Genomic DNA, 23,291 nt, shown 5'->3' on the forward strand with positions numbered 1-23,291 from the left:
CGTTGGCGGCCAAAGTCCGGTATTGGTGGGGCCCAGCATGCTGGGCCTCCCATGCATAGATATCCCGTTGCCAGGCAGCGGAAGCAAGGAGAACTGCGTGAGGCGACTGCCTGGGATTTTGTTAGCTACAGGCGCCAGTCTGATTGTCATCGTGGCGTTGCTGATCAGCGGGCTGCGTTTGGCGCTGCCTGAACTGAACAACTACCGCCCGCAACTGTTGGCCAAGGTCGAAAGCCTCTCCGGCGTGCCGGTGCAGATCGACTTTATGCAGGGAAGTTGGGAAACCTTCGGCCCGCAGTTGGAAATGCGCAACGTGCGCGCCACGCTGCCCAAAAGCAATCTGCGTATTGAACGCGTTACCCTGGCGCTGGACGTATGGCAGTCGCTGTTGCACTGGCGCTGGCAGTTCCGCGATCTCACCTTCTACCAACTCCAGTTCGATCTCAACACCACTTTGGGTGGCGAAGAGCATAAGGGCAGCACCATCGAGCCGGGTAAAATCAGCGATTTGCTGCTGCATCAGGTCGATCACTTCAACCTGCGTGACAGCCGCCTTTCCTTCCTTACGCCTGCCGGTGCGCGCGCCGAATTCGAGGTTCCACAGCTAACCTGGCTTAACGGGCGCGATCGCCACCGTGCCGAAGGGCAGATTAGCCTGTCGACGCTGAATGGCCAGCATGGTGTGGTACAGCTGCGCATGGACCTGCGTGATAACCAGGGTTTATTGAATGTGGGTACGGTCTATATGCAGGCCGATAATATCGACATGAAGCCCTGGTTCACCCGTTGGTTACGCGCCAATACCGGCCTGGAAAGCGCCGACTTTAGCCTGGCAGCCTGGCTACAAATACAGAACGGTGAAATTGCCGGCGGCAGTGCGTTGTTAAAGCAGGGCGCGGCCAACTGGAACGTGGGCAAACAACAGCACCGGCTGGACGTGGACAATCTGGCGCTGACGCTCAGCCGCCAGGGGACCGGCTGGCAAGTCGAGGTGCCGCAGCTCAACCTGGCCACCGACGGCCAGGCCTGGCCGCAGGGCAAGCTGTCCGGGCTGTGGCTGCCGGAAAATACCGAGTTTATGGGGCCGGGGCAGACGGAAGAACTACGCGTGCGAGCGACCAACATTCAGCTTGAACGCCTGTCTGCGCTGTTACCGACCTTCTCATTCCTCAGCCCGGACGTGCTGGAGCGCTGGAACGACCTGCAACCGCAAGGCAAGGTCAATGCATTGGCGTTGGATATTCCGTTGAAACAGCCGGAAAAAACCCGTTTCCAGGCCCGTTGGCAGGACGTCAGTTGGCAGCCGTGGAAGCTGTTGCCGGGGATAAATCATTTCTCTGGCGCGCTGAGTGGCGGTGTAGAAAATGGCCGCCTGCAGCTTGATCTCAACGACAGCACCTTACCGTATGGCGATATGTTCCGCGCCCCGCTGGAAGTCAGCAGCGCGCGCGGTGCGTTAACCTGGCTGAACAACCCACAGGGCTGGGAGCTGGCGAGTAAAAATCTGGATGTGAAAGCCAAATCGCTGTGGGTGAACGGTGATTTCCGCTACCAGCAGCCGGCCAAGGGCGACCCGTGGCTGAGCATTCTGGCCGGTATCCGCCTGTATGATGCCGCAGACGCCTGGCGTTACTTCCCGGAACCCTTGATGGGCAAGCACCTGGTGGACTACCTCAGCGGTGCCATTCAGGGCGGGCAGGTGGATAACGCCACGCTGCTCTACAACGGTGACCCGCAGCACTTCCCTTACCGTAAACATGAAGGCCAGTTTGAGGTATTTGTCCCGCTGCGCCATTCGACCTTCCAGTTCCAACCGGACTGGCCGGCATTGACCGATCTGGCCATCGATCTCGATTTTGCCAATGAAGGGCTGTGGATGAATGCTCCGCAGACCAAACTGGGTAAAGTCGATGGCAAAAATGTTACCGCCATCATTCCGGACTACCTGAAAGAGCGCCTGTTGGTTGATGCTGACGTGGCGGGTCAGGGTGAGGAAATCCATGACTATTTCGAGCAGACACCTCTGCATGATTCGCTGGGTGCTGCACTGGATGAGCTGCAGATTGGCGGTAATGTCAGTGGGCGCTTACATCTCGACATCCCCTTGAACGGCGAGCTGGTGCGCGCCACGGGCGAGGTGGCGCTGAACAACAACTCATTGCTGGTTAAGCCGATCGAAAGTGAGCTGCAAAAGGTCAGCGGCAAGTTCCGCTTCGATAACGGCAATCTGACCAGTGATAGCCTGTCGGCCAACTGGTTCGGGCAGCCGGTTGCGGTGAATTTCAATACGCTGGAAGGTAAAAGTGACTACAAGGTCAATGTGGGTCTGAAGGCCGACTGGCAGCCGGGTAAATTCCCGGGAATTCCACAAGAAGTCGCCGATGCCCTGAGTGGCAGCGCACCCTGGCAGGGCCAGGTTGCCATTACCTTGCCGCATAAGGGCAACGCCAGCTATGACATCGGCGTTGATGCGGACCTTAGGAAAGTAAGCAGTCACTTACCTTCTCCACTGGATAAGCCGGCGGGTGAGCCACTGCCGTTGAGTGTAAAAGTGAAAGGTGGCCTGAATGGCTTCATGCTAACCGGTAGCGCCGGCAAGCAGAACCATTTCAACAGCGAATGGACCTTCGCCAAACAGCAGGTGACGCTGGCACGAGCGGCATGGCAAACCGAAGGCGGTGGAACGCCACCTTTACCGGCCGGTAAATCTTTGACGCTCAACCTGCCGCCACTGGACGGTGAAAAGTGGTTGGGGTTAATGGCACCGGCGTTAAAACAAGGCGGTGGCTCGGGCCAGGTGGGCGGCTTCAACTTCCCAACCACCGTAGCGCTGAAAACACCGCAGCTGCTGTTGGGCGGTCAGGCCTGGCACAAGCTGACGTTGTCGGCCGAGAAACAGCTCGGCGGCACCCTGGTCAGCGCCAAGGGGGATGAAGTCGACGGCAGTCTGCGGGTGACGGATCGTGGGCCGTGGCGTGCCGATATCAATTATCTTTATTACAATCCGCAGTTTAGCGATAGCAAGGGGACGGCGACGGCGGCGACCAACCCGCTGGCCGCGGCAGAAAAGGTTTCTTTCCGTGACTGGCCGTCGTTGATGCTGCGCTGCAAGTCGTGCTGGATGATGGGGCAAAACCTCGGCAAGGTGGAGGCGGATCTGGCCAATCAGGGTGATACCCTGACCCTGGAGCATGGCTTGGTCGATACCGGCAAAGGGCGCATGACCGCCAGCGGCCTGTGGAAGCAGAACGCCCAGGAAGAACGCAGCTCGCTGAAAGGCAAACTGCTGGGTGGCAAAATTGATGAAACCGCCGCTTTCTTCGGCATCACCACGCCGCTGAAAGGCGCGCCTTATGACATTGATTTTGATCTGTACTGGCGTGGCACGCCGTGGAAACCGCAGATGAGTACCCTCAGCGGTGCGATGAAGGTCAATATGGGCAAGGGTGAGATCGACAGCATGGGCGGTGGACGTGCCGGCCAGCTGTTGCGTTTGGTCAGTGTCGACTCCCTGTTGCGTAAGTTGCAGTTCGATTTCAGTGATACCTTCGGCAAAGGTTTCTACTTTGACTCCATCCGCAGCACCGCGTGGCTGAAAGATGGCATAATGCATACCGATAACCTGTTGGTTGACGGGCTGGCGGCGGATATCGCCATGAACGGACAGGTCGATTTGGCGCGCCGCCGGATTGATATGGAAGCAGTGGTCGCACCGGCCATTTCGACCACTGTCGGTGTGGCGACGGCATTCGTGATTAACCCGATTGTCGGCGCGGCGGTGTTTGCTGCCTCGCAGGTGTTGGGGCCGCTGTGGAGTAAGATCTCGCTGATTCGTTACCACATCAGCGGCGATTTGGACCAGCCGAAGGTCAACGAGGTCCTGCGTAAGCCAAAGGAGGATAAGGCGTCATGAGAAATGCTAACGTTGCGTTGTTACAGTTGTGCAGTGGCGATCGGGTGCGTGATAACCTGGCCCAGATTGAACAGCAGATTAAGCAGCTCAATACCGGGGTAAAACTGGTGATGACGCCGGAGAACGCGCTGCTGTTCGCCAATTCTGCGGCTTATCGTGAACATGCTGAACGCCAGGGCGACGGGCCGCTGCAGAATGCGGTGCGCGAGATGGCACGGCGTTATGGCGTCTGGCTGCTGGTGGGGTCGATGCCGTTGGTCAGCCGTGAAAATCCTGCGCTGATCACCACCAGCAGCCTGCTGTTCGACGACCAGGGCGAGATCCGCGCGCGCTATGACAAGCTGCACATGTTCGACGTGGACATTAACGACTCTCACGGCCATTATCGGGAGTCGGATACCTATCAGCATGGCCAAGAGCTCCAGGTAGTGGATACCCCGGTCGGGCGGCTTGGCATGACCATCTGCTACGATCTGCGCTTCCCGGCGCTGTTCCAGGCGTTACGGGCACAGGGCGCTGAACTGATTTCCGTACCGGCGGCCTTTACTCGTGTGACCGGTGAGGCACACTGGGAAATTTTGCTGCGCGCCAGAGCGATAGAAAACCAGTGTGTGATCCTGGCGCCGGCACAGGTTGGCAGCCATGGCCCGACTCGTCGCACCTGGGGCCATTCGCTGGCGGTGGATGCCTGGGGCAAGGTATTGGCTGAAAACCCCGATGCGGTATCGGCGTTGAAAGTTCGGGTCGATATCACCGGCCTCAAAACCATTCGCGAGCAGATGCCGGTATTGCAGCACAACCGATTCCAGACGTCGCTGACGGCGCCGTTTGACAACAAATTCTCCATTAAAGAGTGAAAAAATTATGAGCCTGACGTTTGTCAGTGAGCAGTTACTTGCTGCCAATAAGCTGAGCCACCAGGATCTGTTTTCCGTCCTGGGGCAACTGGCCGAACGCCGCCTCGATTACGCCGATCTCTATTTCCAGTCGAGCTACCACGAAGCCTGGGTGATTGAAGACGGTATCATCAAGGATGGCTCTTACAATATCGACCAAGGGGTTGGAGTACGCGCCGTGAGCGGCGAGAAAACCGGCTTCGCCTATGCCGATCAAATCACCCTGAACGCCTTGCAGCAAAGCGCCCATGCCGCGCGCAGCATAGTGCGTGACAGCGGTAATGGTCAGGTGCATACCTTGGGTGAAATCAGCCATAAGGCGCTGTATCCCCTGCTCGATCCGCTGCAAAGCCTGCCGCGGGAAGAGAAAATCGCCCTGTTGCACCGCATTGACAAGGTAGCCCGCGCGGCCGATAAGCGGGTGCAGGAAGTTAGCGCCAGTATCACCGGCGTGTATGAACAAATTCTGGTGGCGGCCACCGACGGTACTCTGGCTGCGGACGTTCGCCCATTAGTGCGCTTGTCTGTCAGCGTACTGGTGGAGCAAGACGGCAAGCGTGAACGCGGTTCCAGCGGCGGCGGTGGCCGTTTCGGCTATGACTATTTCCTGGAAATCGCCGATGGCGAAGTCCGTGCTGACGCCTACGCCAAAGAAGCGGTGCGCATGGCATTGATTAACCTTTCTGCCGTTGCAGCCCCAGCCGGTAATATGCCGGTGGTGCTGGGCGCAGGCTGGCCGGGCGTCCTGCTGCATGAAGCGGTGGGCCATGGTCTGGAAGGCGACTTCAACCGTCGTGGTACTTCGGTCTTCAGCGGCCAGATGGGTCAGTTGGTGGCTTCCGAGCTTTGTACGGTGGTGGATGACGGCACTTTGCAGGGGTTACGAGGTTCACTGGCGATCGATGACGAAGGCGTACCGGGCCAGTACAACATGTTGATTGAGAACGGTATCCTGAAAGGTTATATGCAGGACAAACTCAATGCGCGTCTGATGGGCGTTGCGCCGACCGGTAACGGCCGCCGTGAGTCCTATGCGCATCTGCCGATGCCGCGCATGACCAACACCTACATGCTGGCGGGCAAGTCTACGCCGGAAGAGATCATCGCCAGCGTTGAATACGGCCTGTACGCGCCGAACTTTGGCGGCGGCCAGGTGGATATCACCTCCGGCAAGTTTGTGTTTTCCACCACCGAAGCCTACCTGATCGAAAAAGGTCGCATCACCAAGCCGGTGAAGGGCGCCACCCTGATCGGCTCCGGTATTGAGGCGATGCAGCAGATTTCGATGGTGGGCAACGATCTGGCGCTGGATAAAGGCGTCGGCGTTTGCGGTAAAGAGGGGCAAAGCCTGCCGGTGGGGGTTGGTCAACCGACCCTGAAGCTGGACACCCTGACCGTCGGTGGTACCGCGTAATACTTTCCAGGGGCCGGTTCACGGCCCCTATCCGTTTCTGTTTTGCGGCGCTCATCGCATTAGCAGCAATTTTTGGGTTTAGCTGAAATAAAGAGCGATCCACTGTTTTTTCCTTTTCGTGCGAATCAATGAATTATATTTAACTATTACAGGTGATTTTCTGCGGTTTGGCTTAGGAATTGTCTCTACCAATCGGCCTGAACTACCTCATTGGCTAATGATTCAACCTTGTTACATTCCCCGTCCTGTCGTTAAAATGCTGAAAAAACACACGGATGGTCTTCTGAATGGATTCAGTTACTCAACGGCTTTCGGCTGCTTTGCTGTGCATTTTCTTTTCTTCCGCCACCGGCGCTAACCTGCTTAGCCCGGCGGACCGCGACACGATCCAACAACAGCAGCGCGAATTACTGGAACAAAACCAGCAGCAGCGACAGGAATTGCAACGCAGCCTGACGCCGACCTTGCCAGCAACCCCGGCACCCAGCGCCAACGCGGGTGGCCCTTGCTTCACCATCACCCAAATTCAACTGGAAGGCGCCGAGCATCTGCCTGCCAGCGCGCAACGTAAACTCACCCAGAATTACCTGCAGCAATGCCTGAATCTGGGGCAAATCCAAACGCTGGTGCAGCAGATCTCCGACTGGTATATCGGCCGTGGCTATATCACCAGCCGCGCATTTCTGACCGAGCAGGATCTGTCGCGTGGCGAACTGCGGTTACTGGTGCTGGAAGGCAAGCTGGAGAAAATTCAGCTGGAAAAGCAGGACGATCGGATGCTGAAAATGGCCTTCCCGGGCCTGCAGGGCAAGATCCTTAACCTGCGTGATATCGAGCAGGGCATGGAGCAGATTAACCGCCTGCGTCAGCAACCGGTGCAGATAGAAATCCTGCCCGGCAGCCAACCGGGTTACTCATTGGTCAATCTGAGCGCCAAACCCGAATTTCCGCTGATGCTGGGGCTGGGTTTCGACAACAGCGGGCAAAAAAGCACCGGGAGCGGGCAGATCAACGGATCCTTGACCGGCAATAACCTGCTCGGGTTGGCGGACCAATGGTTTGTCGCTGGCGCCCGCAGCAGTGATTTTGCCAACGATCACAACGCACGCAGCGTACAAACCGGCGTCAGCCTGCCCTATGGCTACTGGACGCTGGATTACAACTATTCCTACAGCGATTACCTGACCACGCTCAATAACCAGGGTTTTGACTGGCGCTCCAGCGGTGACAGCCAGACCCATCGCCTGGGCGTTTCGCGGGTGCTGTTCCGTGACGGCGAAATGAAAACCGGCCTGTCGTTGGGGCTGACGCACCGCATCAATCGCAATTACCTCAACGATACCCGGCTGGAAAGCAGCAGCCGCAAGCTGACCAGCGTCACGTTAGGGGTCAGCCATAGCCAGAAATTGCTGGGCGGGTTCGCCACCCTGAACCCGGCCTACAGCCGTGGTGTCCCCTGGCTGGGCGCAGAAAATGACAGCGGAAAAATCAAGGAAGCGCCCCGGGCCGAGTTTCACAAACTTTCGCTTTCTGGCAGCTACTACCTGCCGCTGACGCAAGATTGGACCTATCTCACCAGTCTTTACAGCCAGTGGAGTAACCACCGTTTGTACGGCAGCGAACGCCTGACGATAGGTGGGGAAAGCTCTGTGCGTGGTTTCAAGGAACAATACCTTTCCGGTGACAAGGGCGGTTACTGGCGTAACGAGGTCAATCGCACGCTGGTGACATTGCCGTACCTCGGCAGCATCAACGCCCTGGCGGCGCTCGATGGTGGCTATTTACAGCGTGACAAGCTGGATGCTAACGCCTCCGGCACGCTGTGGGGCGGCGCAGTGGGGCTGGGCAGCCGCGGGCGCTATTTCGGCAGCCAACTGACCGTCGGCTGGCCGCTGGCTTATCCCGACTGGTTGAAGCCGGATCGGGTTTCGGTTTACTACCGGGTGAATATCGTACTTTAACGCTACTGTACAGGAAGGTTTCAAGGATGAAGCGTAAACCGAATCAACCGCTTAATACCCCTCAGCGTCTGCTGAGCTACACCCTGTGCATGTTACTGGCCGGGCAGCCGCTGCTGCCGGCGCTGGCCGAAGGCGTTAACGTGGCCGAAGGTAATACCCGTGTCGATCAGGCCGCCAACGGCGTGCCGGTGGTCAACATTGCCACGCCGAATCAGGCCGGTATTTCCCATAACAAATACAACGATTTCAACGTCGGCAAAGAGGGCGTGATCCTCAACAACGCCACCGGGCAGCTCAACCAGAGCCAGCTTGGCGGCCTGATCCAGAACAACCCCAACCTGCAGGCCGGCAAGGAAGCGCAGGGCATCATCAACGAAGTGGTGGCACCGAACCCTTCACAGCTTCAGGGCTACCTGGAGGTGGCAGGAAAGCAGGCCAGCGTGATGGTCGCCAACCCCTATGGCATCACCTGCGACGGCTGCGGCTTTATCAACACCCCTAACGCGACGCTGACCACCGGCAAACCGGTGCTGGGTGCCGACGGCAAGCTGCAGGCGCTGGAAGTCACCCAAGGGGCGATCACCATTCAGGGCAAGGGGCTGGACGCCAGCAAGAGCGACAAATTCGCCCTGATCGCCCGCGCTACCGAGATTAACGCTCAACTGTATGCCAAAGATCTCAACATCACGCTCGGGGCTAACCGGGTGGACGCTACCGGCAAGGCCACGGCGATCGCCGGTAATGGCGACGTGCCCAAGGTGGCCATCGACACCGGCGCCCTTGGCGGTATGTACGCCAACCGTATTCATTTGGTGTCCAGTGAAAAAGGGGTCGGGGTCAACCTCGGCAACCTCACCGCGCGTGAAGGCGATATTCAGCTGGATGCCAATGGCCAACTGCGACTGAATAAAACGCTGGCGCAGGGCGGTCTGAATGCCACTGCGGCGGGAATAACGCTCAGCGGCAACCACAAGGCCGGGCAGGCGCTTACCCTGAACAGCGGTGGCGATATTGCCATGAGTCAGGCCACGCTGAGCGCCAAAGGGGATATGCAACTGACTGCCGCAGGCAAACTGCAGGCGGGCAAAGCCGATACGGACGGCCGCCTGCAAGTGGATGCTGCCAGCCTGAGCAGCGATAAAAACAGCAGCCTGACGGCCGAAGGCGATATCCACCTGACGCTCAGCGGCGACGGCAACTGGCAGGGCACCCTGACCGCTGGACGCGATCTGCAGTTGCAGGCCAATCATCTGACCAACGCTGGCCAGCTGGCTGCCAATCGCGACAGCCGTGTTAAGACACAGAATCTGACCAACAGCGGCCTGATCCAGGCTCAGGGCACACAGAACCTGACCAGCAACCAACTCGCTAACCTTGGGCAGTTGCAAGCGGGGGGAATGCAGACCATCACCGCCAACGCTGTCGACAATAAGGGGACGATCGGCTCCCAACAACAACTCGAACTGCGGGTACGCGACAGGCTTAATGTCGCGGGCTCACTACTTGCCGATGGCCCATTGACGGTACAGGCGGGTGAATTTTTACTGGCCGGAAGCGCCAGCGGCAAGCAAGGCGTCACCCTTGATCACACCGGCTCTCTGAAAACCGAGCTGGGCTCATCGCTGCTGAGCGACGGCAATATCACCCTCAACGCCGATGATGTACGGCTCGGCGGGCTGCTTTCCAGTGAACTTGGCCTGACGATAGAGACAAAAAAACTGCTGTCTACCGCCGGCGCCCGCACCCAGTCCAAACAGGACATGAAGCTCAAGGTTGCGCAAGACGCGCAGCTGGCCGGCGTGTTCAACACGCTGGAGGATTTGAAGTTTTCTGCCGCCACGGCGGATAACAGCGGCGAAATAGACGCGCGCAATATTGACTGGGGCGGAGACTCGCTGAAGCAGCGCGGACACCTGAAGGCCACTGAGAACGCCACGCTGAAGGTAAAACAGCTCGATCAGCAGGGGGATCTGCTGGCTGACCAACGGCTGGAGCTACGCGGCGATAGCCTGGTGAACAGTGGGCTGATGGGGGCCCAGACGCTGGAACTGGTGTTAAGCGAATCGCTGAACAACACCGGCAACCTGCACGGCGTACAAAAGCTGGCGTTGCAGTTGGCTAAGGATCTGACCAACGCTACTGGGGGCAAGCTGCTCAGCGAAGGCGAATTAACGGCCCAGGCGGCGACGGTTAATAACAGCGGATTATGGCAGGGGGATCGTATCACGCTGACTGCGCGGCAGTTGGATCATAAAGGTACGCTGCAGGCGGGCAAGGGGATCACACTGGATCTAAGCGGCGATCTTGATGCCGGTCTCGACAGCAAGATTTTCTCCAATGGCAAAGCGGACCTGACGGCGCTGACCTTGAACAACCAGGGTCATATACAGGCAGAAGAATTGAAGTTAAGCGCTGCAGACCTGACCAACAGCGGCAGGCTGCAGGGGCAAAAAAGCCTCGAGGCCAAGCTAAGCGGCATATTCAATAACCTGGCCGGCGGCAATGTGCGCAGTCTGGGGACGTTGCAGCTGGAGGCTAAAGAGCTCAATAACGCCGGGGATCTGCAGGGGGATGGCAGCAGCGCGCTGCAGTTGGATCTTCAGTTGATCAACTCAGGTAACCTGATGGCAGGTGGTGCGCTGAGTCTGCAAGCACCGACGCTGAACAACAGCGGCTTGATGCAGGCCGACAGCCTGACGTTCACCGGCACGACGTTGGATAACCGCGGCACATTGAGCACCTCCGGCGATAACCAGCTCACGCTGGATACTCTGAATAATAAAGGGACGTTGCAGGGCGGTAATTTAAAACTGAAGGCGGACAGCCTGGATAACACCGGCACGCTGCTGGCGACAAGCCAGATGAGCCTCAAAGCGCGGCAGATTGATAACCAGAACAGCGGCAAACTATTGAGTGGCGGCGATATTTCACTGGCCAGCACCCTGTTGAATCAGTACGGCCAATTGGTGGCGCTAGGCAACATGACGTTGACACTGAAAGACGCCTTCACCCAGAGCGGCACCCTGGCGGTGGGCAAAGCGCTGGTTCTGACCAGCGACGGCGATATTCTGCTGCAGGGCACCACTCAGGGCCAGTGTGTGGATATTCGCAGCGGCGGTCAGTTGAGCAACGCCGGTTCATTGCGTGGCGGCAGCGGAGAAATGCGCCTCGAAGCCGCCGGGCTCACTCAAAACGCCGCCGCCAGCCTGCAGTCGGGCGGATTGGTGCAGCTGTTGAGCCGTGGCGACATCAGCAACAACGGCTTTATCGGCACCTCCGGTACTCTGCTGTTGAGTGCCGCCAACTCATTGCTCAACAGCGGCATGCTGTACGCCGGCGTCGATATGAAGTTGCTGGCTGATCGTATCACCAACCAGCGTGGCGACATTCTGGCAGCCAGCAAACTGTGGATGCAGAAAGACGCCGACGGTAATACCAACAGCCAGATCGTCAACACCTCGGGCACCATCGAGACCGAAACCGGCGATATTCAGATCAAAACCGCGCATCTGCTTAATCAGCGTGATGGGCTGAAAACCTCGGTTACGCAGGAAGATCTGACCAAAAAATACGACTGGCTGAACGGGGCCACGGCCAGCATTCCGCTGAGCTTCTTTAACGATGACGAGTACGGTTATTACACCGTGGAGACCATGCGTCAAATGGCGGGGGATGCTGCGCGTGAAGTGTACAAGACGTATACCTACGCCTCGCCGTATGCCACCACCAAAGAGTTGGCGTTGTCGACCAGCAAGGTGACGGTCAGCAGCTCGGGCGGCGCGGCGCGCATTGCCGCCGGCCGTAACATGACGCTGAATGCCACGACGCTGGATAATCTGGCCAGCGATATTCTGGCCGATGGGGATATTGCGCTCACCGGCAGCACGCTGAACAACCAGTCATGGGCTGCGGGTACAGAAACACGTTATCAAACCTATACCTATCAAAAACCGCCGTTACCGGGCTCGGATAATACGCCGAAGGTATCCGCGGTCTCTGCAATCAATAATTACGCCAAAGGGAAAATCGACGACAAAAATATCCACTATAAAGCCAGCGGAGAAGTGCGCACTGAACGCACCGACGACGGTGTTTATCGTTCAGTGCTCCAGGCTGGCGGTGCAGTCAACGCCAAGTTTACCGACGATATCAGCAATACCACTGTGACCCCGAACGCCGGTAGCCTCAGCCACACTCTGGCGCGGCCAACGCTGGATAGCCTGCAACAGCCGGAAGCCGTCAATGCGGTAGAACAACAAGCCCTGGCGAAGGACCAAAGCGTAGTGTTTGGTTCGCCGGAGTGGAAAGACAATCTGGCGGATTACCCGTTGCCAACCGGTGGCAACGGTCGTTTTGTCGTGACCGAAGACCCGAACAGCCCCTATCTGATCACCACCAATCCCAAACTGGACGGCCTGGGCCAGTTGGACAACAGCCTGTTCAACGATCTCTACGCCATGCTGGGCCAACAGCCGGGCGCGGCCCCGCGTGAAAGCGACAGCCGTTTCACCAACGAGAAGCAGTTTATCGGCTCGGCCTATTTCCTCGACCGCTTAAAGTTAAACCCAGATTACGACTACCGTTTCCTGGGCGATGCGGCGTTCGATACCCGTTACATCAGCAACGCGATGCTCAGCCAGACCGGTCAGCGCTATCTTAACGGCGTCGGATCCGAACTGGCGCAGATGCAGCAGTTGATCGACAACGCGGCACGGGCGCAGAGCGGCCTGAAGTTGCAGTTTGGCATTGGCCTGACACCGGCACAGGTTTCACAGCTGGAGCACAGCATCGTCTGGTGGGAGAAGGTGACGGTCAACGGCCAGACGGTGCTGGCACCAAAACTGTACTTGGCCAAAGCTGACGTCGCCCCACTGAGTGGCAGCGTGATTGCGGGCAACAAGGTTAACCTGAACGGTGGCAGCATCCGTAACGACGCCAGCACGCTGCAGGGCGGTGAGCGGTTGAACGTCAACAGCCAGGCAGGCATCAGCAATCTTAATCAGGGAATGATCAACGCTAAAGATGGGCTGAGTTTGAACGCTATTGGGGATATCAGCAATATCGGTTCGACCATCAGCGGTCAGCGGGTCGAGCTTGCAAGCCAGAACGGCAGCATTATCAATAAAACCCAGGCCCGCCAGTGGGATGCCACCGGTACCCTGGGTGGCCAATCGCTGACGCTGTCGCGTACCGAAGTCGGTGATACCGCCGTGATCCGCGCCGGAGATACATTGAATATGCAGGCCGGTAACAATATCGATGTTACCGGGGCGCAGGTTACCTCTGGTGGTGCAATGGATCTACGGGCGGGTGGCAATGTCAACTTGCTTGCCAATAACACTTCTCGCGTCGATAAGTCAGACGGCGGCCGCTGGGGCGGTGGGCTAAAAGAAAATGAAACCCATGGCAGCCTGGCCACTGAAATCAGTGCGGGTGGGGCGCTAAACGTCAACGCCGGGCAGGATCTGAACCTGGTTGCCAGCCAAATCGGCAGCAAGGGGGATGCGGCATTAACAGCCGGGCGTGACATCAATCTGAACACCGCCGAACAGGGGAGCCGTCAGAAAACCGACGGTAGCGAACACATCAGCAGTGGTGCGACGCGCAGCACCCTCACTAGCGGTGGGGATCTGCAGTTGCAGGCCGGTCGCGATTTGAATTCGCAGGCGGCGGCGCTGGTGGCGGATAACGACGTTGAACTCCGCGCCGGGCGTGACGTTAACCTCAATACTCAACAAAGCCGGGAATATCAGGAAAGTCACGGCGGTCGCCAACAGCGAGTAAACGAGTCCATACGCCAGCAGGGCACTGAAATCGCCAGCGGTGGCGACACGCGCATTCAGGCCGGACGGGACGCGACCCTTAACGCCACCCAGGCCCAGGCCAGCGGTGACGTGGCGGTGAGTGCCGGGCGTGATATCGCGCTGAACAGCGCCACCGAAAGCGACTATAGCTTCTTTGAAGAGACCAAGGTCAAAAAAGGCCTGATGTCCAAAACCACCACCCATACGGTGGAAGAGGATTACGCCACCCGCGAGAAAGGCGGGCTACTGAGCGGGAACAATGTCTCACTCAATGCCGGTAACGATCTCAAGGTGCAAGGCTCGACGGTGGTCGGCGACGGCAAGGTAAACCTGCAGGCGGGCAATAACGTCGACATTGTGGCAGCCACCGAGGAGCAATCCCGTTATCGGCTGAATGAGAAAAAAACCAGCGGCATGTTCAGCGGCGGTGGCATCGGCGTGACCTTCGGCAGCAAATCTTCCCGTCATCAGTTGAACGAAGACGGCACCACCCAAAGCCAGAGCGTCAGCACCATTGGCTCTACCGGTGGCGACGTGAATATCGTGGCCGGTGCCAAGGCGCATATCGGCGGCGCGGACGTGATTGCGGATAAGAACCTGTCGGTGACGGGAGATAGCGTACAAATCGATCCGGGTCAGGATATCCGTCGTCGTGATGAAACCTTTGAACAGAAACAAAGTGGTCTGAGCCTCGCCTTGTCCGGCACGGTTGGTAGCGCCATCAACACGGCGGTAACGACGGCCCAGCAAGCGAAGCAGGAGACTGATGGTCGGTTGGCGGCATTGCAGGGCACCAAAGCAGCCTTATCTGGCGTGCAGGCCGTTCAGGCAGGGCAACTGGCACAAGTCGGCAATACCGATACCGAAGAAGGCAGCATGGTAGGTATCAGTGTCTCGCTGGGGGCACAGAAATCGTCGTCGAAACAGCATCAGGAGCAAACCTCAGTTACTGGCTCGACGCTCAACGCCGGTAATAACTTGCAGGTGACGGCCACCGGCAAGGGTAACACGGCTGAAAGTGGCGATATTGCCGTGGTGGGCAGCCAGCTCAAAGCAGGGGGCGACACTACCCTAAATGCCGAACGGGATGTGTTGCTGCTGGGCGCAGCCAATACGCAGAAGACCGAGGGCAGCAACAAGAGCAGCGGCGGCAATATCGGCGTCAGTATTGGCGTAGGGCAACAGACCGGATTGAGCGTGTTCGCCAATGCCAACAAGAGCCAGGGCAGCGAGCATGGCGATGGCACGTTCTGGAGTGAAACGACGATAGACAGTGGCGGCACGCTGTCAATGCACAGCGGCCGGGATACCCTGTTGTCGGGTGCGCAGGCCAGTGGCGAAAAGGTGACGGTGGATGCCGGGCGTAATCTGACGTTGCAAAGCCAGCAGGATAGCGATAATTACGACGCCAAACAGACCAGCGTCAGTGGTGGCGTCAGCGTGGCCATCATCGGTGCCGGTGGCTCTGCCAGCTTGAGCATGAGTCGTGACAAACTGCACAGTAATTATGACAGCGTGCAGGAGCAAACCGGTCTGTTTGCCGGCAAGGGCGGCTATGATGTTAAGGTGGGCGAGCATACGCAGTTAGATGGCGCGGTGATTGCCAGCACGGCTACGGCGGATAAAAACCGCCTTGATACCGGCACCTTGGGCTTCAGTGATATCCATAATCAGGCGGATTTCAAGGCCGAGCATCAGGGGGGCAGCATCAGCAGCGGTGGCCCGGTAGGGGCCGACTTGCTAACCAATCTGGCGGGCGCAGCCCTGTCCGGCGCTGGTAATAAAGGGCATGCAGAAGGCACCACGCAGGCGGCAGTGTCGGGCGGTAGCGTGGTCATTCGGGACCAGGCCAACCAGCAGCAGGACGTTAATCAACTCAGTCGCGATACCGATAACGCCAACGGCAGTATCGGACCGATATTCGACAAGGAGAAAGAGCAGAACCGGCTGAAGCAGGCGCAGCTGATTGGTGAGATCGCCGGACAGACGATCGATGTTATCCGCACCCAGGGTGATATTAATGGGCTGAAGGCGGCGAAGGATAAGCATCCGGGGCTGGACGCGAAAGCGTTGCGTAAAACGCCGGAATATCAAGCCGAGATGAAGGAATATGGCACCGGCAGCGATATACAAAGAGCCGCACAGGCGGTGACGGGGGCGCTGCAGGCGCTGGCGGGGAACAATCTTGCCGGAGCACTGGCGAGCGGCGCGGCACCGTATCTGGCGAGAGAAATCAAAGCGCGTATCGGTGATGACAACGTGGCCGCCAACGCGATGGCGCATGCGGTGTTGGGTGCGATAACCGCGCAGTTGAACAACCAGTCGGCGGTAGCGGGTGCGGTAGGTGCCGGTGGTGGTGAGCTGGTAGCGCGGGTGATAGTAGAGATAAGGTTCCCGGGCCGTGACATAAGCAGTCTGACAGAAAGCGAGAAACAGCAGGTCAGTGCTTTGAGCCAGCTGGCCGCAGGACTGGCGGGAGGTCTCGTCTCAGACAGCAGCGCAGGGGCCGTGACAGGTTCGCAAGCCGCTAAGAATGCGGTGGAGAATAACTTGTTGGGCGGGAATGAGGAAACTCAGACCAAGTTCGCGCAGGAACACGGCAAGAATATTGCGTCTTGCAGCACTGACTCAAGTTCAGCATCCTGCCAGAAAGGTTTGGCGATGAACGATGCGCTGATGGTTGCTTTGCCAGCCGGGCTTGGTGGTGGCGTTCTGGCCGCTGCGACACCGGAGCTAGCGGCAGCAGCCAAGGCGGCGATACAGACCTGTGCGGGTAATGTAGTGCTGTGCCTTAATAATGCTGGTATCCAGATGTCGGAAGCCATCGTGCCGGGTGGTGTAGGTGCCGGTGGTGCGGTGGGTATCGGTAAGACAGCGGCAGAGGCGACAGCCGCTAAGGCTGAAGCTGTGGCAGCTAATGCTGCGAAGAATATAGGAAAGGGTACAACGGGTTCTTTAAGTGGCCAGCCAACTAAACTGCCGCCGAATGCCTCAGCAGAAAATATACGTTCACTCCAACGAGAAAATGAGGGGGCGACGATTCTGTCTAAAAATGGTTATCATGTTGAGCAGAATCCTGTAACTCCCGGGGTTAAAAAACCAGATTATAAAATTAATGGTGAGGTGTTCGATAATATCGCCCCTAAAACAAACTCAGTTCGTAATATTTATGACCGAGCTTTAGAGAAAGTGAATAGTGGTCAAACAAACAATGTCGTTATCAACTTGGCAGATACAAAAGCAAGCGTTAGTGAGTTGCAAAAACAATTTAGTGATTGGCCAATCAAAGGGTTAGATAAGGTTATAGTTATCGACCAGTCAGGAAAGCCAATCCGAGTTAAGTAAGGTATGAAAATGTCAATTGATATAGCGTGTTATACATCAATAAGTATTGATGAACTGAGTGAAAGGTTAAGTGTGGTAAGGAAAAAGTACGACCATCTCTTTGATGGCCCGTATCTTATGTTTGATCCACATACAATTTTAAGTCGCCAACAGCTTGGGCTGATTGATGATCGTGTTGAAAAGTACAATCAAGAGACTAAGTTATTAATTGCTGAAGAGTTTGGACTAAAAGAACCAAAATCTTATTTTTTGATTGCAGTGAATGATAAATCCTTCCCTGAGTTGACTACTTCTGGAATAGCAGATGTATTCAGGCAAGAGTTAGGGGAAGGCAATATAATTATGCTTTTAAATGGTGAAGATCTAATCTAGACCATGTGATGAATCCCGGCCAATTGGTCGGGATTATTGTTTTAGGCCCTAAATACCCCTACTTCTCGCCTCCGTAACCGGATCACGTCGGGTACAACGGTGATCTCCAGTTGTTCGGCATCAATGATGCAGGATCCGGAGAGTCAGGTGCCGGTACTCTGGGCTTCAGTGATATCCATAATCAGGCGGATTTCAAGGCCGAGCATCAGGGGGGCAGCATCAGCAGCGGTGGCCCGGTAGGGGCCGACTTGCTAACCAATCTGGCGGTAGCGTGGTTATTCGGGACTAGGCCAACCAGCAGCAGGATGTTAATCAACTGAGCCGGGATACCGATAACGCCAACGGCAGTATCGGACCGATATTCGACAAGGAGAAAGAGCAGAACCGGCTGAAGCAGGCGCAGCTGATTGGTGAGATCGCCGGACAGACGATGGATGTTATCCGCACCCAGGGTGATATTAATGGGCTGAAGGCGGCGAAGGATAAGCATCCGGGGCTGGACGCGAAAGCGTTGCGTAAAACGCCGGAATATCAAGCCGAGATGAAGGAATATGGCACCGGCAGCGATATACAAAGAGTCGCACAGGCGGTGACGGGGGCGCTGCAGGCGCTGGCGGGGAACAATCTTGCCGGAGCACTGGCGAGCGGCGCGGCACCGTATCTGGCGAGAGAAATCAAAGCGCGTATCGGTGATGACAACGTGGCCGCCAACGCGATGGCGCATGCGGTGCTGGGTGCGATAACCGCGCAGTTGAACAACCAGTCGGCGGTAGCGGGTGCGGTAGGTGCCGGTGGTGGCGAACTGGTAGCGCGGGTGATAGTAGAGATAAGGTTCCCGGGCCGTGACATAAGCAGCCTGACAGAAGGTGAGAAGCAGGAGGTGAGTGCTTTGAGCCAGCTGGCCGCAGGACTGGCGGGCGGTCTCGTCTCAGACAGCACCGCAGGGGTCGTGACAGGTTCGCAAGCCGCTAAAAATGCGGTGGAGAATAACTTCTTGGGCGGGAATGAGGAAACTCAGACCAAGTTCGTGCAGGAACACGGCAAGAATATTGCGTCTTGCAGCACTGACCCAAGTTCAGCATCCTGCCAGAAAGGGCTGGCGATGAACGATGCGCTGATGGTGGCGCTTCCTGCAGGTCTTGGCGGTGGCGTTCTGGCCGCTGCGGCTCCGGAACTAGCGGCAGCAGCCAAGGCGGCGATACAAACCTGTGCGGGTAATGTAGTGCTGTGCCTGAATAATGCTGGTATCCAGATGTCGGAAGCCATCGTGCCGGGTGGTGAATGGGGAGCTAATAAATCACACTTCACAATGACGAAGGATGAACTGAAGACTGTCTTGCAGTCAGATACTGTTGTGAAGACACCGGTGCAATACTCACCATCTACTGGTAACTATATTCGTACTGTGGATATGGGGAAAAATATTGGTGTTGATGCAATGAACAACAGTATGCCAACGTCAATTATGACGGTCATCACTGATAAGAAAGGTAATTTGGTCAATACGTTCCCGGGTAAGACGGTGGTGAGGTAACTATATGTTTATTGTTTACTTATGGGATAAAGTTATTGGTGAAAGTATTGCCTCATTGGAAGACTTTCAGGGGAATGAAAGTTCTTTAATCAGGGATGATCACTGTAAATACCCATTGTTATCTGAGTTATCTAACTGTGACATGGAGCTTTTTAGTGATGAGCAACTTGCAAATCTTCGTAAGGAGATTAATAACCTGATGAAAGATGAATCATCAGAGCAAGATGTTCATGATTACCTATTATCTGTGATTGCACTAATAGATCAGGCTGATCGCGATAATAAGAGTATTTTATTTTCTCCGTTTTAATGAACCACCTCGACCGATGGCCGAGGTGGTTGCTCTCAGATCCTAAATCCCCCATCTTCTCGCAGTTGCAACCGGATCACCCCGGGTGCGGCGGTGATCTCCTGTTGGGCGCTGTAGGCGCTGGCGGGGAACAATCTTGCCGGTGCATTGGCGAGCGGCGCGGCACCGTATCTGGCGAGAGAGATCAAAGCGCGTATCGGTGATGACAACGTGGCCGCCAACGCGATGGCGCATGCGATGCTGGGTGCGATAGCCGCGCAGTTGAACAACCCGGAGGTGAATTGGTCGGGGGTCCGTCGACCAGTTCAAGTGCAGCCCAACCCCGCGAACGGCATCGTTGGCGCAGTGGCAAGCCAGTGATTATGCGATGGTGGAGCAGGTCACCACGGAATATATGGATAACTGCCTTAGCCAGTTGGATGGGCAATTAACTGCATTACTAAAACGCTAGTTTATCCCCCGATAAACCCAGGCCGGGTGGCTATCCAAACACCCCCGGCCCACCGCCTTACCATTACCTGTCCTACAAGCCGCAGCCTAAACCTTCACTTCCCCAATTCTCTCCAGCGCATCCACTATCAAATCCCAAAACTTATCCTGATCCAGCGTCACCGCCACCTGAGTGTGGCAGTCCGGCGGCGGTGCGGCGCGGAAGTCGGCTACCGTCATGCCCAGCGTCAGGGTGCCGGTCAGTTCGATATCCACCGGGACTTTACGCACCGTCATCACTTCGGGGTCGATCACATAGGCCACCGCGCAAGGATCGTGTACCGGCGGGGCGCTAAAGCCCTGCGCCTGCTGATACATCTTGCCAAAGAACTCAAGCAGTTCGCCGACAAACCTGGCTGGTCCGGTTTGGATAGCGGCGATGCGGGCACAGACTTCTGGCGTGGCGAGCGCCTGATGGGTCAGATCCAGCCCGACCATGGTCAGCGGCCACTTTTCATTGAACACGATGTGCGCGGCTTCCGGATCGATCTTGATATTAAATTCCGCCACCGCGCTCCAGTTGCCCACGTGGTAGCCGCCGCCCATCAGCACCACTTCTTTCACTCGTTCGGCAATGCGTGGTTCTTTGCGCACCGCCATGGCGATGTTGGTCAGGCCGCCGGTCGGAACCAGCGTCACGCTGCCCGGCGGGTGAGCCATGATGGTATCGATGATCAGATCTACCGCGTGGCAGGGTTCCAGCGCCAGCGTTGGCTTCGGTAACACCGGGCCATCCAGGCCGGATTCGCCATGGATATCTGGTGCGACTTCTATCTGGCGTACCAACGGGCGCGGGCAGCCGGCGGCAAAGGGTACGCCGGTAATATTGGCGATGCGTGCGACGGCCAGCGCGTTACGGGTGACCTTCTCCAGCGTTTGGTTGCCCACCACGGTGGTCACGGCCAGCAGATCGATCTGCGGGTTGCCCCAGGCCAGCAGCATGGCGATCGCATCGTCATGTCCCGGGTCGCAGTCCAGTATGATTTTTTTCATTGTTATTCCTGATGCAGGGAGAGGTCCCCGCAGCATAGCGCACCGATGGTGGGCGAGGTAATGACCGATAATGCTTTTTGCTAACCACATCAAAGCGTTGCTGATTTAGCGATGTAATTAAACGTAAATCCCCCTCGGCGCGCTTTACCCTGGAGTTTACTCCAGGCTTTATTCTATAACCTGGCATAAAGCACAGAGGAGAAGCGCGATGAGCCTGTTGAAAAAACTCTTGGGACAAGGCGATTTTGGCGGTGGGCACCAGCGCTCAGGGTATCGCAGTGGCCACCATGGTAACCGCTATAACCAGCACGGCGAGCAGGGGCCACAATGCCTGCAATGTCAGGCACCTAACAAGCCCGGTGCCTGTTATTGCCACCGTTGTGGACAACCTTTCGAGACGGCGGCGGCACAATGCAGCGGGTGTTCAGCGCCGTTGTCACCGGGCAGCCGTTTTTGCCAACAATGCGGCAAGGCCGCTAACGGGGGATAGCCATGACAAAACGTGGATGGAGTGTGGCAGTGCTGTTGGCGGTAATGGCGTTATGGACGCTGCTGGCCTGGGGCGTTTCTGGCGTATTGGGCTGGTTGCCCGCGTTAACGGGGCTGGCGCAGAGCGGTTCGGCACAGTTGGCACCGCAGCTTACCGGCTTGCTCAGCCTGGTGCCACAGGCGCTATTGGACACTTGGCTGCCGCAGTTGCAGCAACTGGGGAACTGGCTGGCGGGGTCTTTCCCACTGTTGCTCACCTGGGCGAAGTACGCCGTCTGGTTAATCTGGGGGCTGGGCATGCTGGCAATACTGGTGCTTGGCGCTTTGGCGCGTCGTGTATTGCTCAGCGGTAGCCCTGATAGACTTCCCCCACGCGCTTAAAGTACTCGGTCAGGTAGTTGATGCACACCTGAACCTTGAGCGGCAGCTTGTCTTTCTCGGTGTACACTGCGTACACCGGGCGAGGATCCGAATGGTAGTTTTTGAACAGGATCTCGATCTCTCCGCGTTTGATCTCCTCGATCACCCACATCAGCGGTGCATAGGCGATACCGGCCCCGGCTTTCAGCCAGCGGATCATGGTCTGTGAATCGTTGGTGACGAAGCGTCCCTGCGGCGAGATGCGCGTGCTGATGCCTTCCGGTGCGATCAGCTCGAACTCGCTGTCTGGCCGCACGCTGTATTCCAGCCAGGAAAAATTGACCATATCGCTTGGTTTTAGTGGCGTGCCGTGCTGGCTGAGATAGCTTTTGGCGGCGCACACTACCATCGGCATTGAACCCAGGCGTTTGGAGAACAGGCTGGAGTCCTGCAGCGCGCCGGTGCGGATCACTACATCCAGCCCGTCGGCGATCAGATCCGGTGCCGGGATACCGGTTACCAGGTTCACCGTCAGGCCGGGGTACTCTTTGAGCATATCTGCGGTCATGGTTGCCAGCACGTTTTGTGCCATGGTGGATGAGCTACCAATGCGCAGCGTGCCGGTCGGCGTATTGTTAAACGCGTACAGCTGCTCATGCACTTCGCTGACTTCCAGCAGCATGCGGCGACAGCCCTGATAATAGATTTTTCCGGCCTCCGTCAGGCCAATGCTGCGCGTGCTGCGGTTAAGCAGCTTGACCTGCAGCTCATTTTCCAGTTTGGAGACGGTCTGGCTGATAGACGAAACGCTCATATCCAACTGGCGCGCTGCCGCAGTAAATGACCCGCATTCAACCACTTTGGCGAATACCGACATCCGTTTTAGTCTTTCCATTATTCACTCTGGCTTAAAAGTGATTTAGATCACAGATTGTTGATGACTTGATAGTAAGCACGCTAATATAAACAGGTCGGGTGAAAAGACCTTACTAACGCGCGAGTGCGATCGGCAGCGCCATAGTGGCCGATCCCTCCGATATCCTCGCAGTCCCTATCGCGGATGTACGCTCCAGAGTTTACTCTTATTTCAGGTTCCTGACCTGTCTGGGCCTGAATTTGTGGTGCGTGTCAGCTAAAATGTAAAGAGAATGTGAATGGATAGAGTTCTTAACGCCCGGTGCAGTGAACAATAAGGAAAAATTGATGAGTTTGCTTCCGGTTATGGTCATTTTCGGACTGTCGTTTCCCCCGATATTTTTTGAGTTGCTGCTCTCGCTGGCGCTGTTTTTTTTGCTGCGCCGCCTGCTGCAACCCACCGGGATTTACGATTTTGTCTGGCATCCAGCGCTGTTTAATACTGCGCTGTACTGCTGTTTGTTCTATCTGATTACCTGTCTTTTCGTTTGAGGTC

General features: G+C 56.9%; 14 protein-coding genes and 1 pseudogene. 13 read left to right on the forward strand and 2 right to left on the reverse strand.

The features are described from left to right. Positions 1-97 precede the first annotated feature (97 nt). From yhdP to M2406_RS26525, 10 genes and pseudogenes are all read left to right on the forward strand, one after another. Complete coding sequence (gene yhdP / locus M2406_RS13600) at positions 98-3,913, forward strand: AsmA2 domain-containing protein YhdP (protein WP_259190334.1); 3,816 nt, start codon at positions 98-100, stop codon at positions 3,911-3,913. Beyond that, positions 3,910-4,770, forward strand: a complete 861-nt coding sequence (gene nit1 / locus M2406_RS13605; protein ID WP_012147100.1) for a deaminated glutathione amidase — start codon at positions 3,910-3,912, stop codon at positions 4,768-4,770. The genes yhdP and nit1 overlap by 4 nt, the downstream gene beginning before the upstream one ends. A 7-nt stretch (positions 4,771-4,777) precedes the next feature. After that, positions 4,778-6,223, forward strand: a complete 1,446-nt coding sequence (gene tldD / locus M2406_RS13610; RefSeq protein WP_012147099.1) for a metalloprotease TldD — start codon at positions 4,778-4,780, stop codon at positions 6,221-6,223. A 287-nt stretch (positions 6,224-6,510) separates the two neighbouring features. Beyond that, positions 6,511-8,184: a ShlB/FhaC/HecB family hemolysin secretion/activation protein gene (locus tag M2406_RS13615; protein WP_259190335.1), complete on the forward strand. Its 1,674-nt coding sequence runs from the start codon at positions 6,511-6,513 to the stop codon at positions 8,182-8,184. A 26-nt stretch (positions 8,185-8,210) separates the two neighbouring features. Then, positions 8,211-17,333 (forward strand): hemagglutinin repeat-containing protein, encoded by a 9,123-nt coding sequence (locus M2406_RS13620; RefSeq protein WP_259190337.1) that lies wholly within the window; start codon positions 8,211-8,213, stop codon positions 17,331-17,333. Positions 17,334-17,342: 9 nt separating this feature from the next. Further along, positions 17,343-17,705, forward strand: a complete 363-nt coding sequence (locus M2406_RS13625; RefSeq protein WP_041419068.1) for a hypothetical protein — start codon at positions 17,343-17,345, stop codon at positions 17,703-17,705. A gap of 110 nt (positions 17,706-17,815) precedes the next feature. After that, positions 17,816-18,025 (forward strand): hypothetical protein, encoded by a 210-nt coding sequence (locus M2406_RS26520; RefSeq protein ID WP_012147095.1) that lies wholly within the window; start codon positions 17,816-17,818, stop codon positions 18,023-18,025. A gap of 110 nt (positions 18,026-18,135) precedes the next feature. Next, the gene (locus M2406_RS13630) at positions 18,136-19,239 is read left to right on the forward strand and encodes a VENN motif pre-toxin domain-containing protein (RefSeq protein ID WP_405050624.1); all 1,104 of its coding nucleotides are present in this window, start codon (positions 18,136-18,138) and stop codon (positions 19,237-19,239) included. Between the two features lie 4 nt (positions 19,240-19,243). Continuing rightward, the gene (locus M2406_RS13635) at positions 19,244-19,549 is read left to right on the forward strand and encodes a hypothetical protein (RefSeq protein ID WP_259190339.1); all 306 of its coding nucleotides are present in this window, start codon (positions 19,244-19,246) and stop codon (positions 19,547-19,549) included. A gap of 117 nt (positions 19,550-19,666) precedes the next feature. Next, a pseudogene (locus tag M2406_RS26525) lies at positions 19,667-19,819 on the forward strand (adhesin); the annotation flags it as partial. 267 nt (positions 19,820-20,086) lie between these two features. On the opposite strand, the gene M2406_RS13640 reads toward M2406_RS26525, so the two are convergent. After that, a complete protein-coding gene (locus M2406_RS13640) occupies positions 20,087-21,031 on the reverse strand; it encodes a nucleoside hydrolase (protein WP_017894163.1) in 945 nt (314 codons plus the stop codon). 208 nt (positions 21,032-21,239) lie between these two features. Here M2406_RS13640 and M2406_RS13645 point away from each other — a divergent pair, with 208 nt between their 5' ends. After that, positions 21,240-21,521 carry a zinc ribbon domain-containing protein gene (locus M2406_RS13645; RefSeq protein WP_259190340.1) on the forward strand — a complete coding sequence of 94 codons (282 nt, stop codon included), beginning with the start codon at positions 21,240-21,242 and terminating at the stop codon, positions 21,519-21,521. A gap of 2 nt (positions 21,522-21,523) precedes the next feature. Beyond that, positions 21,524-21,901, forward strand: coding sequence for a hypothetical protein (locus tag M2406_RS13650; protein ID WP_012147089.1), 378 nt, complete (start codon positions 21,524-21,526; stop codon positions 21,899-21,901). Here M2406_RS13650 and aaeR read toward each other — a convergent pair. Further along, positions 21,864-22,775 carry an HTH-type transcriptional activator AaeR gene (gene aaeR, locus M2406_RS13655; protein WP_012147088.1) on the reverse strand — a complete coding sequence of 304 codons (912 nt, stop codon included), beginning with the start codon at positions 22,773-22,775 and terminating at the stop codon, positions 21,864-21,866. The two genes, M2406_RS13650 and aaeR, sit on opposite strands and share 38 nt — an antisense overlap. A gap of 308 nt (positions 22,776-23,083) precedes the next feature. Here aaeR and aaeX point away from each other — a divergent pair, with 308 nt between their 5' ends. Continuing rightward, complete coding sequence (aaeX, locus tag M2406_RS13660; protein WP_012147087.1) at positions 23,084-23,287, forward strand: p-hydroxybenzoic acid efflux pump operon protein AaeX; 204 nt, start codon at positions 23,084-23,086, stop codon at positions 23,285-23,287. The last annotated feature ends 4 nt before the right edge of the window (positions 23,288-23,291 follow it).

It is taken from the genome of Serratia sp. BIGb0163 (assembly GCF_024809935.1).
Classification (GTDB): domain Bacteria; phylum Pseudomonadota; class Gammaproteobacteria; order Enterobacterales; family Enterobacteriaceae; genus Serratia; species Serratia quinivorans.